The following is a 15,469-nucleotide window of genomic DNA, read 5'->3' on the forward strand; positions in this document are numbered from 1 at the left end:
AAAAGTTTGGAGGGATACTATGACAGGAAAAAATTGGACATGTTCTTTTGTTGCAATCATAATAGGCGTACTGCTTTTTATTGGAGGAACAAACTATTTTGTAGACCCATTTGGGTACTTTACTAATAAAGATGGAGAATATCATCCTTACAGTAATACAGATGGCAGTTATACCAGATACATTAAGGCTCAGTATATCGCAAATCATCCAGATGATTTTGATGCGTATATTGTAGGAGGATCAAAGGTTGGAGCTATTTCTACAGAGTCATTATCTGAAATGGATGGGTACCATTACTATAATATGTGGCTGCTGTCTGGGAACTTTAGGGAATATGAATTATACATTAGTTTTATTCTGGAGCATACCAGTGCAAAGAAAATAATTTTGCATATTAGTGGACCAGAGGTTAGAAGATTTAATAGGGAGTTTTATGGAGATATTTATGTTACACCAGCAATTGTAACAGGAAAATCTACGTTATTAGAAAGTTTGGAATTTCTGGGAAAAAATTTAAAAACCAGCTTGGAAGTACTGAGAAACAGGTGGAGTACCAAAGAGGATACTAAGTATTATGATTTGGAAACAGGTGAAATTAATCTGAATAAGTATTATGACTTAATGGCTCAAAACCGAAATAGTTATTTTAAAAACCGAGTTATGCAACAGTATGATCAACGATTACAACAGTTATTTTATGTGGACAGAATGAATAATGCTTCTAAATCAAGTTTGGATGCAATGAAACGAATTAAGCTTGCATGCCAGGAGAAAGGTGTAGAATTAGTTGTAATAATTGGGGCAAATGCAATTACAGAATTGTATGAGTATGAAGGAGAAAGCTATTGGAATTATTTAGAACAAATATATTCTATTTTTGATGGTGTTTGGGACTTCAGTGGCTATAACTCAGTTTCCATGAATCCGTACAATTTTTACAATGAAAGTCATTACAATGGATATGTGGCAGATAAGATGCTTAAAATCATTTCTGGCAGAGACACAGCAGATGATTTTGGCGAATTTGTGACAGCAGAAAATGCGTATGAGCATTTGGAAAAAAGAAAAGAGGCATATTACACATTAAAAGAAGAGTTTGATGCAACAGGTACCATTGATTTATCTCAATATTCCTATGAGGAAAGGGTACAGTAAATAAAATGTTTTATAACAAAGTGTGTGTTCCACGCATTCTAGCGGTTTATTTAACTATAAGGAACACACACTTTGCCGCGCCTTGGGGGTGTGGCTGTCCTTTCACTCCAATATTCCTTACCCACAAGTGCGCATCTCCTGCACCCTGTTTTTTAGGGTGCTTTTTCACTATGCCAGACTTTCCCAAAGTTCCAGGAGTTCTTGTAAACGGACTTCAATATCTTTCTTTTCTTGGTTTAGTTCCATTAACCTGGTTACATTTGTGTAGACTTCCTCTTGAGACAGTAAATCATCTATTTCAGCGTCTCTTGCTTCTAATTCCTCAATGTCTTCTTCACATTTTCTAATTTGATTTTGTAATTTTCGCAGGCGGGCATTTTCTTCCTTCTGCTGCTGCCAGTCTGATTTTCCGTTTGCAGAGGAGACAGCAGAATTGCCAGGGGTATCTGGCTGTTCCGTTGCATCTTTCTGGTTTAAATAGGTGATTGCATTAACAGAACCCTTTCCATTCGAAGCAGTCTGAGAATCAGACGTATTTTGAGAAGAGTCAGAAACACCAAAATATATTTTTTCCATCTCTTCTTTTTTTTCTAAGTAATAATCATAGTTCCCAATATAATTTAATAATTTTTTACCAGTCAAATCTAGTATGCGGGTTGCTGTCTTGTTAATAAAATAACGGTCATGGGAAACGTATAAAACAGTACCAGTGTAACTGTTAACGGCCTCTTCCAAAATTTCTTTAGAAGCAATATCCAAATGATTGGTAGGTTCATCCAGTATTAAAAAGTTAGATTCGGAAAGCATTAGCTTGGCTAAAGAAACCCGGCCGCGTTCTCCACCACTTAAATCTTTTATACGTTTAAACACTTCATCATTGGTAAATAAAAAGGCAGCTAAAGTACTTCTGATGGTAGTATTGTCCAAATCTGGGTACGTGTCATGGAGCTCATCAAACAGGGTTTTATCCATATCTAATACCTGCTGTTCCTGATCATAGTAACCAATCTGTACCTTTGAACCAAGCTTGAATTCTCCAGAATCTGCTGCTATTACAGAATTTAGTATTTTGAGAATGGTTGTTTTTCCAGTTCCATTATTCCCAATAATAGCAACCTTTTCACCTCGTTTTATTTCAAAATTAAGCTGATTAAATAGTTGGTGTGATCCAAAACTCTTGCTGAGGTCCTTTACAGTTAACACATCATTACCGCTGGTAACCCGGGGATCAAGTGAAATCTTAATTTGTGTATTCTCCGTCACTGGCTTGTCCAGACGGTCTACTTTGTCCAGCAGTTTTTCACGGCTCTCCGCACGCTTAATGGACTTTTCACGATTAAAAGATTTTAAACGGGCAATTACTTCTTCTTGATGTTTAATTTCTTTCTGCTGGTTATAATACTGCTTCAATAATGCATTTCGCTGCATCGCTTTTTTGTCTGCATAGGCAGAATAGTTTCCAAGGAAAACCTGAGCCTTGGTGCGTTCCAGTTCTACCACTTTTGATACTACCCGATCTAAAAAATATCTGTCGTGGGCTACAATTAGTACGGTACCAGAATAGTTTAATAAGTACGTTTCAAGCCAGGATATTGACGCAAGATCCAGATGATTAGTCGGCTCGTCCAATAAAATGATATCTGGCTTGGATAAAAGCAGCTTCCCAAGTGCAACGCGGGTTTTTTGACCACCTGAAAGAGTACTGGCCGTTTTGGAAAAATCATTTTCTTCAAAACCTAGTCCTTTTAGTACACCTGTAATTTCGCTTTTATAAGCATATCCATTTTTTAACTCAAATTCATGTGTTAAGTTTGTATAAGTATTAAGCAAACTGTCAAGTTTATTTTCATCAGCCGATTTCATTTCTAATTCAATTGATCGTATTTTATTGTCCAGCTCAATGATATCCTTTTTTACTTCAAGCATTTCATCATAAATAGTATTATCGCCGGATAACGCTTGGTGCTGAGCCAGATAGCCAATGCTGGCACCTTTGGCGAAAATGACTTCTCCATCATCAGCCGATAGTTCATTCATAATTATTTTTAATAATGTTGACTTCCCGGCACCGTTCACACCAACAATAGCCGCTTTCTCACGCTCATTTATATGAAAAGAAACATTTGCTAAGACTTGGTCTGTACCAAAAGATTTTGAAATATTTTTACATGCTAAAATCATAAGAAACCTCTCCTTGTATGTTGATTATAAGTGGAAAATTGAAGGATGTCAACTTATTGACTTCATATTGACATACTTTTCACATTTTAATATAATATACAATAGCGATGAGTCTGAATTAGAAAAATAGTTAAGAGAAGGTAAAATAATCGGGGGAACTAAAGGAGGGATTGCATTGAACGAAAAGGAGATTTCCTTAGCAGTAATAAAGCGTCTACCTCGATATTATAGATATTTAGGTGAATTGATGGAAAACGATGTAGTGCGTATTTCATCAAAAGAGTTGAGTGAAAGAATGAAGGTTACCGCTTCACAGATTAGGCAGGATTTAAATAACTTTGGCGGCTTTGGTCAGCAGGGATATGGTTATAATGTGGAGTATCTGTATACGGAGATTGGTAAGATACTGGGGCTTGACCGAAGATATAATGTAGTAATAGTAGGTGCAGGTAATCTGGGGCAGGCATTAGCCAATTATACAGATTTTGAAAAAAGAGGATTTATGGTAACAGGTCTTTTTGATGTGAATCCAAGATTAATTGGTATGACAATCCGAGGCATTGAGGTTAGACTGGTGGATGAATTAGAGGAGTTTGTGAAAAGCCACAATGTAGATATTGCAGCTCTTACATTACCAAAGGCGAAGGCACCTGGTGTTGCAGCTGATTTGGTTAAGTGGGGTGTGAGAGGTATTTGGAACTTTGCTCCGACTGATTTGAACCTGCCTAGTGATATAGTAGTTGAAAATGTTCATTTAGCAGAGAGTTTGATGAGAGTATCTTATAACTTGAAAAACAGGGAATGGGAACATGAGATTTAGATACTTCAGTAGAGAAAAGGGGTTTCTAGATGGCAAAAAAGAAAGAGCAGAACTTAGAGTGGTTAAGTATTTTACAAAATAAGAAGGTTCCTATTCTGACATTAGATCCAAAATGGCATGAATTATTTCCTGAGCATATTAAAACAAATACTATTAGAGAACTGGAAAAGAAAGTGAAGGAGCTTTTAAAGGAACAAGGAAAGCTTGTGAACGATATAAAAGATATGAAAAAGCTAAAACAGCGTCTCATGGGTCAGATTGTAGCAAACATGGGAGAGGGTTCTGAAAAATCTAATGAGAAAAGCAGAGCGAAAAAGCAAGACGTCAGTCAAAAAATGATTTTAGAGATAAATACAAAATTGGAAGAGTCTAATGATCAATTATTAGATATGCCATATAAAATCCGAGAAGCAAATAATTTACTGCTGGTAGAATGTATGAAAATATGGTATGAAAATTTAAGTAAAAATGCAGAAGAAATTAAGGCATTGGAGCAGTGGATTGAAAAAGCAAGAGAAGAATTAAAAAGAAATTTATTAATTAAACAGGATAAAGAAATGATGAACGAGGCAATTTATACGTATATGCATGATTTGTTGGGTTCAGATACAATTGACAAATTTGATGTGAATATGGTAGGAGACAAATAATATGAGATATGTAGTGAATTCAGAGCAGATGAGAGCAATTGATCAGTATTCCATTGAGCAGGTAGGAATTCCTGCTATGGTACTGATGGAAAAGTCTGCGCTGTCAGTAGCATCGGTAATGATGGAAAAGGTCAGCCGATCAGATAGAATACTTGCGGTTTGTGGAACGGGCAATAATGGTGGTGATGGAATAGCTTCTGCAAGGATTTTAAAGGAAGAGGGATTCCAGGTAGAAGTGCTTATCATCGGTGACGAGAAGCGTGCTACAGAGCAGACAAAAAATCAATTACGAATTGCAAGGAATTTAGGCGTGTCAATCTTGAACACAGCCAAGGTTAGTGAATATAATGTAATTATAGATGCTATATTTGGTATCGGTATTAAGAAAACGGTAGCAGGAGCATTTGAAGCAGTTATAAATAGTATTAATGAAGCAAATAATACAGTTTTTTCTGTTGATGTTCCATCTGGAATTAACTCCAATGATGGAAAAATCATGAATGTTGCCGTAAAAGCTGATTATACTATTACATTTGGATATCATAAGTTTGGTACAATTCTATATCCTGGCTGTGAATATGCAGGTAAGATTATTGTGGCAGACATTGGATTTCCTAAAAATTACCACAAGAAATTTCCACTTTCTACTTTCATTTTTGAATCAGAAGATATATCATTATTACCTGAACGCCGGAATTATTCTAATAAGGGAAGCTTTGGAAGGGTTTTGATTATTGCAGGTTCAAGAAATATGAGTGGAGCATGTTATTTATCCGCGAAATCTGCCTATCGAAGCGGAGCTGGACTTGTAAAGGTGCTGACAGTAAAAGATAATAGAAATATTATGCAGACTCTTTTGCCAGAAGCGTTGCTGGCAACCTATGATCCTCTTAATTTGAAAAATAAAATGGAAATGGATCGGATTGTCAGTGAGATAAAATGGGCCACTACAGTTGTAATTGGACCAGGAATTGGTATTATGAACTCCTCGGAATGCCTGCTGGATATTGTATTAAATCATACGGATGTTCCAGTCCTAATTGATGCAGATGGGTTAACCATGCTTTCAGGAAAAGAAAAGTATATTAAAAAAGTGAGTGAAGAGAACAAGGATTTTGAAATAAATTTACCAGATAATGTGATTATTACACCACATTTGAAAGAAATGGAGAGATTAACAAATCTGCCAGTTGAACAGATTTCTGAGCAAATTGTTGATATTGCCAAGACTATTACAAAGAATAAATCATTTGTACTTGCGTTAAAAGATGCAAGAACAGTGGTTACAAATGGAGAGCAGACATATATTAATATATCAGGTAATAATGGTATGGCAACAGGTGGCTCGGGTGATGTTCTGACGGGAATCATTGCAGCTTTTCTGGCGCAGGGTATGGAAAAGTTTGTAGCAACAGCTTTAGGCGTATATGTTCATGGGTTAGCAGCTGATTATGCGGTAAAAGGGAAAAGCACATATGCACTGATGGCCAGTGATATAGCAGAAGCTTTGCCGTATATATTGTTAAATAAATAGTAACTAACTATATGAATGGAGATTGGATGCATCATGAAAGAGTATTACAGAGTACATGCAGCAATAAGTCTGGATGCGGTTGTAAATAATATTCTAGAAACTAAGAAAATTCTAAAGCCAGATACCAAAATAATGGCTGTCATTAAAGCGGATGGCTATGGACATGGGGCAATTCCAATAGCTGAAGTGTTAAATGATATTGTGGATGCATATGGCCTGGCACTTTTGGAGGAAGCAATTGAAATCAGAAAAATGGGAATTACAAAGCCGCTTCTGATTTTAGGTTTTACACCAGAGCCACAGTATAAAGATATGGTAAAGTATGATGTCATGACGACGGTATTTAAGTATGACATGGCAGAGCAGATTGCAAAAGAAGCAATGAAACAAAATAAAATTGCCAAAATACATCTGGCTGTGGATACGGGAATGAGTCGAATTGGTTTTAAAACTAATGAGGAGAGCATCGATATAATCAGCAGGATTTCCAAGTTAGAAGGAATTGAGATAAATGGATGCTTTACACATTTTGCTAAAGCGGATGAAATGGATAAATCTTTTTCCTATGAGCAATTAAGACGCTTTAATGAATTTATTATTGCATTGGAGAAGAAAGGGATTTTCATTCCGATTAAGCATATAGCCAATAGTGCAGCTATTATGGAGATACCAGAAGCAAATCTGGATATGGTCAGGAGTGGTATCAGCACTTATGGGTTGTATCCTTCTGATGAAGTGAACAGAGAGAGGTTATTTTTAATGCCTGCTATGGAGATTAAAAGTCATATCTCATTTTTAAAGGAATTAGAAGAAGGTATCGGAGTCAGCTATGGTTTAACGGCTGTTACAAGCAGGCGAACAAAGGTTGCCACAATACCAGTGGGATATGCAGATGGATATTCCCGTTCTTTATCAAACAAAGGCCGTGTGCTTATTCGAGGAAGGTCTGCACCAATTCTGGGAAGAATATGTATGGATCAGTTTATGGTAGATGTAACAGATGTCCCAGGGGTTCAGGAAGGTGATGTGGTTACTCTTGTGGGGAGAGATGGAGACGAATATATTGCGGTAGAAGAAATAGCAGACAAATCATATTCGTTTAATTATGAAACTATATGTGCAATTGGGAAACGCATACCAAGAGTTTATTATTATCAAGGTAAAAAAGTTGGAACACTAGATTATTATTGTTGCTCAGAATCAACTTATGAATTGAATCTATAGACTTGCAGCTGTGTTTCAGAAGAAACATTTGTAAGACGCTCATTTGAAAAATAAATAAAGCATTTATTCGCAAAATGAAATTTTATGGAATACATGAGACAAAACTGGTAACAATAAAGAAAAAGCCATAAAACGGAGTGTGAATAATGTGATCATAAAACGTGGAGATATTTTTTATGCCGATCTTAGACCGGTTGTAGGGTCAGAACAAGGTGGCGTCCGCCCGGTTCTAATTATACAAAATGATACAGGAAACCGCCACAGTCCAACTGTGATTTGTGCGGCGATTACTTCTAAAATGAATAAGGCAAAGCTGCCTACACATGTAGAGCTGAATGCGGAAAAGTATGGGATTGTGAAGGATTCTGTTATTCTGCTGGAGCAGGTAAGAACAATTGATAAATCAAGATTAAAGGAAAAGGTTTGTCATTTAGATGATGACATCATGGAGAAAATTGAAAAAGCGTTACTTGTAAGCTTTTCCTTGACATAAACATCTATTATAGCTAAGATAGATATATGAAAGTAAGCAAGTTAATGTGTGAATGCTTACATAGGAAATAGTTGAGGAAAGAGGAGTATTTTTAAAAATGCCGGATGGATATCCCTATTGGAAAGTTGCAATTATATTTGTACTAATTGTAATAGAAGCTGTTATATCAGCTGGCTATGCAGCACTTAATACGGTTAATGAAAATCAGGTACGAAAGAGAGCCGAGGAAAGCAAAGGTGACAAGCGATCTCTTCAAATATTAGCCCTATTACTGGAGCCGAACAGGTACATAAGTTTATTTGAAGTGCTCTTGACAGGGACAAGTATTATGATTGGAATTTTGTTTTCCACAAGTATGTATGAAGAACTGGATCAATATGTGGAAGGTTTATTTGGAATCCAGGAGGGAGCCATTATTAATGGAATTGTTATTATCGTAGTTTTGGCTGTCTTGCTTTATGTAACGATTTTTTTTGGTAATATACTTCCAAGAAGGCTTGCTATGGTGAACCCAGAAGCAAGTGCATATGCCTTTGTACGGGTAATGAATGGTCTGCTATTTTGTTTCAGGCCAGTGCTGTTTATTTTTAATTTATCAACAAAAGCATTTATGTTTATTTTTCGGCTCCCCCAGAAGGAAGCTGGAGATAATGTGACAGAAGATGAGATTATTTCAATTGTCAATGAAGGGCACGAGCAGGGAATTCTGGAAGATAGTGAAGCAGAGATGATTTCTAATATCATTGAATTTGACGAGAAAGAAGTTATGGATGTTATGACTCATCGAAAGAAGATTATTTCTGTAGATGCTAATATGGATATTGAAAGTGCAATGCATTATTTATTGGAACGAAAGTTTTCACGTTTTCCTGTCTATGACGAAGATAGTGAGAATATTGTTGGAACCATTCATGTGAAGGATCTGACACGGTATTATCTGTCAGAAAAAAAGGATTTGGTTTCAGTTAGAGAGATTGCCAGTCCGCCTTATATGGTGCCCGATACTCAAAGCATCAATGTACTGCTTAACGATATGAGGGCTAAGAAAGTGCATATGGCAATTGCAGTAGATGAGTATGGGCAGATTGCAGGTTTGGTAACGATGGAAGATATTCTTGAGGAAATCGTAGGGAATATTTTGGATGAACATGATGTGGAAGAGAAAATGATTGTCCGCCACGGTGAAGGCCGATATCTGATGAAAGGACTTACCCCATTAGAGGAAGTGGAGGATGTTCTTGGAATTTCATTTGAACAGGATGAGTATGATACCGTAAATGGATTTTTAATCTCTATGCTGGGTCATATTCCTAGCGACAATGAAAAGGTTGTATTAAATTATGAAGGATATCGCTTTTATATTGTAGATGTAGAGAATAAAATGATACGTTATGTGCGGGTAGTAAAGGATAACCCAACAGAATGACGAAATAAGGATAAGATAGAAGTCCCACTTTGTGGGACTTTTCATATGTGTAAGGCTTTCGATTTACAAAGAGGAAAGCAGCCATATATGAAATATGGCTGCTTCTTGTGTACTGCTTTAGTGTATAATAGGGTGGGAGTAGAAAGTGTGATTCACTTTCTATAAAACAAGTATATAGGAAAAATGTGAATATTTTGTGAAAGGATTATGTAAATTTTGTGGATTACCCAGCAGTCAAAAACAAAACCTTTGGAAATGTATCCAAAGGTTTTGCAGCTCTATTTTTATATGAATGTTGGGGAGGAGAAAGTGAATTGTTAGTTATCACTATCTTAGTTAAAATTATACAAAACAAATATGTGCAAAGTATGTCGGCATTGAAAACATAATATGAACTTTTTTGTTCACATTATTTGAACATATTGAAAGGCTGCTAGTTAAATAAAAGGAAAGGTTGTTGTTATGAAAATATCAGTATTATGTGTTGGAAAAATAAAGGAAAAATATTTTGCACAGGGAATCGGGGAATATGAAAAGCGGTTAAGCCGGTACTGTAAGTTAGATATTATAGAAGTGGCAGATGAGAAAACACCAGATCAGGCAAGTCTGGCAGAAGAAGCACTGATTAAGAAAAAGGAAGGAGAACGCCTGGCAAAATACATTAAGGATGACTCTTATGTCATTGCCCTTGCCATTGAAGGACAGCAAATGGATTCAGTGGAATTCTCAAAGGCAATTGAGCAGCTTGGTATTCATGGGGTAAGCCATATTGTATTTGTAATTGGTGGATCTTTGGGACTGGATATGGACATTTTGAAACGTGCAGATAAAAAACTCAGCTTTTCCAAAATGACGTTTCCCCATCAGATGATGCGGATGATTTTGCTGGAGCAGGTATATCGTGGGTACAGGATTATGAAGGGGGAACCGTATCATAAGTAGGGGACGTTTTATTAAATTTGGTTACAAATTAGAGGCAGGTTATTTAGAAGGCTGCTAGGTTTAAATCTCGTCGAATGCAATAACGAAAAAAGGAATCAAATATCCAGCTCTTGTTTCATGGTATATGCTAATTAATTTAACTGTGTTCAGATAACATAGAATTAATACATTAAGATAATAAAGTAAGCAAACGATTAGAGTTTTGATTCCATTGGGTCATAAGAGATTCTGCGATTTGTTCTAAGATACTGCTTTTTGACACTTGTAGTACTTCTTTTTCCATATCGGTATCTCGTATTCTGCTTTCCGCATACTGTATATTTTCTGATGTATTATCGGTAGTAGCAATTGTATGTTCTAATCTATTTTGATAAGCACCTAGGGCGGATCTTCCATTCGATACTTTGGTAATTGCATTATCGATGATAGATATTGATGCATTGGCTTTGGGCTGTGTAAGGACAGACAACTTATCAATGCCAAGATGCTCTGTTGTTACATTAGTGATATCAATTTGTATGCTTTGAAAACGGTTGCTTCCTAATTGAAAATTTAGAGGTAAAAATAAATTTTTTTCAGCTCCTTCTCCATGCACATAAAGATTAAATGTGCCTGAATTACCGATAGGCCAATCACGGTTCGCCAATTCAGGTCGATTATCAATGATATATAGTTTAGCACCATCAGAAGAAAACTGAGAGAAGTGATCTACAAATTTGGTAGTACTATTTTGTTCTGAAGGGTCAAATATATGGCTTGAAGTTCCATACGCAGTTTCAATAATCTTGTTAACTAAGTCAGTTCCATTAGTTAATGAACTAACATCTACCTCCATAATTGGATTCCTTTCATTAAGATGAGAAGTGTCTGGAGTACCATTTACGAAACGTACACTATATACTTTATCACACGTACAGCAAGTATAACTGAAACCATTCTCAGCTAATTTGGCTACATCACTAGCTGAACTGATATTACTAAAATCAACAAGTGCACCTGCATATGTTTGTCCGTCAAACATATACCTATAAGTTAGCCCTCCACTAGTTGTAACATCTTGAACAAAATTTTTTAGGGATTCCGACTTAACTAAGTACCCTTCCTTATCATATCTTCCAGCAAGCAAAGAGATTTCATTAAATTCTGTTTCATTGGCTATCGTATCAATTTCTTGAAGATGCAGAGAGATTTCGTCTTGAATCAGTTGCCTATCATCGTCAGTATAAACATCATTAGCAGCTTTTACAGATAGTTCTCTACATCTTTGTAAAAGGCTATGTATCTCATTCATACCTCCCTCAGCTGTTTGAATTAACGATATGCCATCCTGAGTATTTTTTGATGCTTGCTCTAATCCTCTAATCTGACCTCGCATTTTTTCTGAGATAGATAAGCCAGCAGCATTATCGGCAGACCTATTAATATAATAACCAGTTGATAATTGTTCTATTGATTGTGCTTTATTGTTACTGATTGACTTAAAGTGGTTATATATATTTATTGATTCTAAATTATGATTGATAATCATCACTTTCACTCCCGTACAAAATATAAGTATAATATACCACAAATATCATAAAATGACAATAATAAACGGTTTTTATAGAAAATAATAGCAAAATATAAAGTTTTTTGAATTACATGATTAAGTTAAACATATTACTATGAACTTAAAGATATATTATATTAGTTAAACAGTAGTATATAATAATGTTAATGTGGCATACTACTGTTAAAACATACTATAGTTAAAATCTGAAATGAGGTAAACAATATGGATGACGCAATAAAGAAAAGCCTTCCTCAGCAAGGTTCTCAAAAAAGCAGGGACAGAAGTGGATTAGAAAGTGATCCTGGTACAAAAAATACAGAATTTAAAAAGCACTGGCATCAGAATATAAAGAAAGTAGATTAGATTTGTCAGGCAAAAGGAAAATGTAGTATCTGGCTATAGGCTTATAGAAGTCTATAGCCTTTTTGCATATTTGGTAAAATTACCATTCAGACATCATATTTACCATTCAAACATTATATTTGCATTTTGACAGAAATAATACCAGATTCTTTACATATATATTAAAATAATTAAGTATATAATTTTTTATTTGCATTATTGGTTTTTTTATGTATGATATTAATATAGAGTATATGATAAATATTCCAATTGGGATAAAATAGACATGATTAGGGAGGCAATGTGAAGAGCGCAAATGAGGAGTTGAAAAGAATTACAGACATTATATTGACTAGAGAGGAGGAATATGGGGAATTAAAAAATGCTTGTGATGATTTATTTCAGTTTTTTTTGGAATTGTCAGATCTGAATCTGGAGAGCGAAGAGTCTAAGAAGGATTATTTTCTTCCAGGAGGTAAGGCAATTGGTACGGTTTGGGCTGGAATGTGCGTTAAAGAATTTATGAGGACAAAAAAGTTCCTTACAGGTATTTACAAAGCAGTCCAGCGGGCACAGGAACGATTTTCTGGTCAGCCAGTTCACATTCTATATGCGGGTTCTGGACCATTTGGGACGTTGTTGGTTCCTTTGACAACAAGGTTTCAGCCAGAAGAGATTCAAATCACGTTTCTGGAGATTAATGAAGAGAGTCTAGAGAAGTTAAAACGGATTATAAAAGAACTGGAGATAGATTCCTATGTAAAGGATATTGTATTGTGTGATGCATCGGATTATCAGGTTGACAGACAGGACCCGATACATATGGTGGTGACAGAAACCATGCAGAGAGCTTTGTACAAAGAACCACAGGTTTCCATTACAGCAAATCTAGTTCCACAGATGGCAGAAGGAGGCATACTGATACCACAAAATATTAAGATTGATGCATCGCTTCTGGATTCTAAGCGGGATTTGGAAAGAATGACAGGTGTAGAGGGTGCAGAGCAGGATTTTTCTTTCTATATAGATACGATACTGGAGTTAAATCAGACAAGTATAAAAGAATACAGTAGAGAAACTCATACGTTTCCAGAGTGTGAAGTATATCTGCCCGACAAGATGGAAGACAGATTCGACAGCTTCAGCTTATTCACTGATATACAGGTTTTTGAAGATGAAATACTTACATACATGCAATGTTCTTTAAATATGCCATATCATATTATGAAGAAAAGAGTCATGGAAGCTGAAAGTGCAGGCAGAAGAAAAATTGGATTGCAGTATATGGTAGGTGAAGTGCCAGGTTTTCAATATCGATGGCTTTCATAGTATTTAATTATGGAATTGGAAAAGGAAATTAGATGATATATTTGGCTAATAGCCATTTATATTGTTTGATGATAAAGACGGAAGAACAGGAGGACAGTATAAAGTATTTAAAGCAAAATGCAAATGAATATAGAAAGTGAGGAGAACACATGGATGAACCATTTTTAGGAGAGATAGAATTGTTTCCATACGGTTTTGCACCACGTGGGTGGTTATTGTGTAATGGAGCATTATTAGCTGTAACTAGTAATCAAGCACTTTATTCCCTTATAGGTAATAAGTACGGGGGGAGTGCTGTTACTACGTTTGCAGTTCCAAATTTGTTGGGAGCCGAGCCAGTTCCCTATATGAACTATTATATAGCCATTACGGGGTTGTATCCACAAAGATCTTAACTGAAACAAGGAAGTATCTTATTAAGGTCGGAGAAAGTAATAAGTATCATAGTTGTGAATTTACAAAAATACAATTAGAATGTTAAAGATAAAGGAGAAAAATATTATGGAAGAACCATTTGTAGGAATGATAGAGTTGTTTCCTTATGATTTTGTACCAGAGGGATGGGCGTTATGTGCTGGACAGGCGATGTCGATTATGCAGAATCAGGCATTATATTCATTAATTGGAGTAAAGTATGGTGGTAATGCAAGTACAACGTTTAATTTGCCTGACTTGAGAAACGCAGTGCCAATACCAGGTATGAGGTTTTGTATTTCAATGCAGGGGCTTTATCCAGTGAGATCATAAAGAGGGGGGTGGAATAATATGGTGAATTTATTATTAGGTAAGCCTTGTACAGCAAGCAGCTATGTTCTGCCTTATGAACCAGCCAGAGCAGTAGATGGAGTATCAACATCAGTAGATCCTACAAGCCGGTGGCTGTGCAATACGTTACCAGGTTGGATGCAAGTTGATTTGGGAAAGAATTATTTGGTCAATCGATGGGTTGTAAGGAATATGGGCAACGTTATGGGATGGAATACTTATCCCAATGGCGGATATAATATGTCTGACTATAAATTACAGTATATGAATACTGCAAATGGCACATGGATTGATATGGACGGTGTGGTAAGTAATACAAATGCTATTACAGATCGGACTTTTCCAGATCAAATTGTGCGATATGTGCGTTTATATGTTACAAAGGGTTTAAATATTAATCCACAACTGGCTTCTTGTATGGAATTCGAAGTTTATGAGCATCCAAGTGCAGATCTTACAAGTATTCAGGTGGCGGGAGGAACTTTGGAACCAGTGTTTGCATCCAATGTGACAAGTTATACAGTTAACCTAGGATATGATACAGAAGAGTTTGCGTTAAATCCAGTTGCAAAGGATCCAAATGCTACTGTTGTAATGACTGTTGACGGATCAGTTGTGCATCCTAACAGTTGTATTGAAATTGAGCCTGGAACAAGTATGGCGGTTACAATTACCGTAACAGCTGGAAATGGATCTGTTCAGAAGGTTTATACGGTGAATGCAGTGAGAGCAAGTAGTCCGTATTTGGAAAGTTTATTTACAGATCCTGAGTTATCCCCAAGTTTTAGTTCCAAGGTGTATTCATATAACTTGAATGCTGTAGGTAGATCGTCAATAGAGTTGATTTATATAGGCTCTGCTGCTGATTTTACAATCAATGGAAATATTATAACAACATATCCCTATTCGTTTGATATTACAACAGAAAGTTCTATTACAATTGTTACTACTTCAACATATGGTGTGGATTCTAGAACTTATAAAATTACATTAATAAAATAAGTATTGGGTAATTAATAGTTGAATTTAATTATTGATTTATGTAAGGAGGCATA

The 15,469-nt window shown here is 35.8% G+C and carries 15 protein-coding genes; 13 read left to right on the forward strand and 2 right to left on the reverse strand.

Annotated elements, in window-relative coordinates; genetic code table 11:
* Nucleotides 1-19: 19 nt before the first annotated feature.
* Nucleotides 20-1,156: a hypothetical protein gene (locus BM305_RS07210; RefSeq protein ID WP_092560026.1), complete on the forward strand. Its 1,137-nt coding sequence runs from the start codon at nucleotides 20-22 to the stop codon at nucleotides 1,154-1,156.
* 168 nt (nucleotides 1,157-1,324) lie between these two features.
* On the opposite strand, the gene abc-f is transcribed toward BM305_RS07210, so the two are convergent.
* Nucleotides 1,325-3,337, reverse strand: coding sequence for a ribosomal protection-like ABC-F family protein (abc-f, locus tag BM305_RS07215; protein ID WP_092560027.1), 2,013 nt, complete (start codon nucleotides 3,335-3,337; stop codon nucleotides 1,325-1,327).
* A 175-nt stretch (nucleotides 3,338-3,512) separates the two neighbouring features.
* Here abc-f and BM305_RS07220 point away from each other — a divergent pair, with 175 nt between their 5' ends.
* The 7 genes from BM305_RS07220 (at nucleotide 3,513) to rlmH (ending at nucleotide 10,426) form a co-directional block, all read left to right on the forward strand.
* A complete protein-coding gene (locus BM305_RS07220; protein WP_092560028.1) occupies nucleotides 3,513-4,157 on the forward strand; it encodes a redox-sensing transcriptional repressor Rex in 645 nt (214 codons plus the stop codon).
* Between the two features lie 29 nt (nucleotides 4,158-4,186).
* Nucleotides 4,187-4,807, forward strand: a complete 621-nt coding sequence (locus BM305_RS07225) for a hypothetical protein (protein ID WP_092560029.1) — start codon at nucleotides 4,187-4,189, stop codon at nucleotides 4,805-4,807.
* Between the two features lies 1 nt (nucleotide 4,808).
* A complete protein-coding gene (locus tag BM305_RS07230; protein ID WP_092560030.1) occupies nucleotides 4,809-6,341 on the forward strand; it encodes an NAD(P)H-hydrate dehydratase in 1,533 nt (510 codons plus the stop codon).
* A gap of 33 nt (nucleotides 6,342-6,374) precedes the next feature.
* Nucleotides 6,375-7,565: an alanine racemase gene (alr, locus tag BM305_RS07235; RefSeq protein WP_092560031.1), complete on the forward strand. Its 1,191-nt coding sequence runs from the start codon at nucleotides 6,375-6,377 to the stop codon at nucleotides 7,563-7,565.
* A gap of 148 nt (nucleotides 7,566-7,713) precedes the next feature.
* The gene (locus BM305_RS07240; protein ID WP_092560032.1) at nucleotides 7,714-8,058 is read left to right on the forward strand and encodes a type II toxin-antitoxin system PemK/MazF family toxin; all 345 of its coding nucleotides are present in this window, start codon (nucleotides 7,714-7,716) and stop codon (nucleotides 8,056-8,058) included.
* A gap of 97 nt (nucleotides 8,059-8,155) precedes the next feature.
* Entirely contained in the window at nucleotides 8,156-9,484 is a 1,329-nt protein-coding gene (locus BM305_RS07245) for a hemolysin family protein (RefSeq protein ID WP_092560033.1), read from the forward strand.
* Between the two features lie 462 nt (nucleotides 9,485-9,946).
* Nucleotides 9,947-10,426: a 23S rRNA (pseudouridine(1915)-N(3))-methyltransferase RlmH gene (gene rlmH, locus BM305_RS07250; protein WP_092560034.1), complete on the forward strand. Its 480-nt coding sequence runs from the start codon at nucleotides 9,947-9,949 to the stop codon at nucleotides 10,424-10,426.
* A 169-nt stretch (nucleotides 10,427-10,595) separates the two neighbouring features.
* On the opposite strand, the gene BM305_RS07255 is transcribed toward rlmH, so the two are convergent.
* Nucleotides 10,596-11,954: a flagellin N-terminal helical domain-containing protein gene (locus tag BM305_RS07255; protein WP_092560035.1), complete on the reverse strand. Its 1,359-nt coding sequence runs from the start codon at nucleotides 11,952-11,954 to the stop codon at nucleotides 10,596-10,598.
* 246 nt (nucleotides 11,955-12,200) lie between these two features.
* Between BM305_RS07255 and BM305_RS18960 the strand changes: the two genes are divergently transcribed.
* From BM305_RS18960 to BM305_RS07275, 5 genes are all read left to right on the forward strand, one after another.
* Nucleotides 12,201-12,341 carry a hypothetical protein gene (locus tag BM305_RS18960; RefSeq protein WP_177214606.1) on the forward strand — a complete coding sequence of 47 codons (141 nt, stop codon included), beginning with the start codon at nucleotides 12,201-12,203 and terminating at the stop codon, nucleotides 12,339-12,341.
* 282 nt (nucleotides 12,342-12,623) lie between these two features.
* Entirely contained in the window at nucleotides 12,624-13,649 is a 1,026-nt protein-coding gene (locus BM305_RS07260; protein ID WP_092560036.1) for an SAM-dependent methyltransferase, read from the forward strand.
* Between the two features lie 149 nt (nucleotides 13,650-13,798).
* On the forward strand, nucleotides 13,799-14,044 hold the full coding sequence (locus BM305_RS07265; RefSeq protein ID WP_092560037.1) for a phage tail protein: 246 nt from the start codon (nucleotides 13,799-13,801) through the stop codon (nucleotides 14,042-14,044).
* A 106-nt stretch (nucleotides 14,045-14,150) separates the two neighbouring features.
* On the forward strand, nucleotides 14,151-14,396 hold the full coding sequence (locus tag BM305_RS07270) for a phage tail protein (RefSeq protein WP_092560038.1): 246 nt from the start codon (nucleotides 14,151-14,153) through the stop codon (nucleotides 14,394-14,396).
* Between the two features lie 18 nt (nucleotides 14,397-14,414).
* Entirely contained in the window at nucleotides 14,415-15,416 is a 1,002-nt protein-coding gene (locus BM305_RS07275) for a cadherin-like beta sandwich domain-containing protein (protein ID WP_092560039.1), read from the forward strand.
* Nucleotides 15,417-15,469 lie beyond the last annotated feature (53 nt).

This window comes from Anaeromicropila populeti, from assembly GCF_900112775.1.
GTDB lineage: Bacteria > Bacillota > Clostridia > Lachnospirales > Lachnospiraceae > Anaeromicropila_A > Anaeromicropila_A populeti.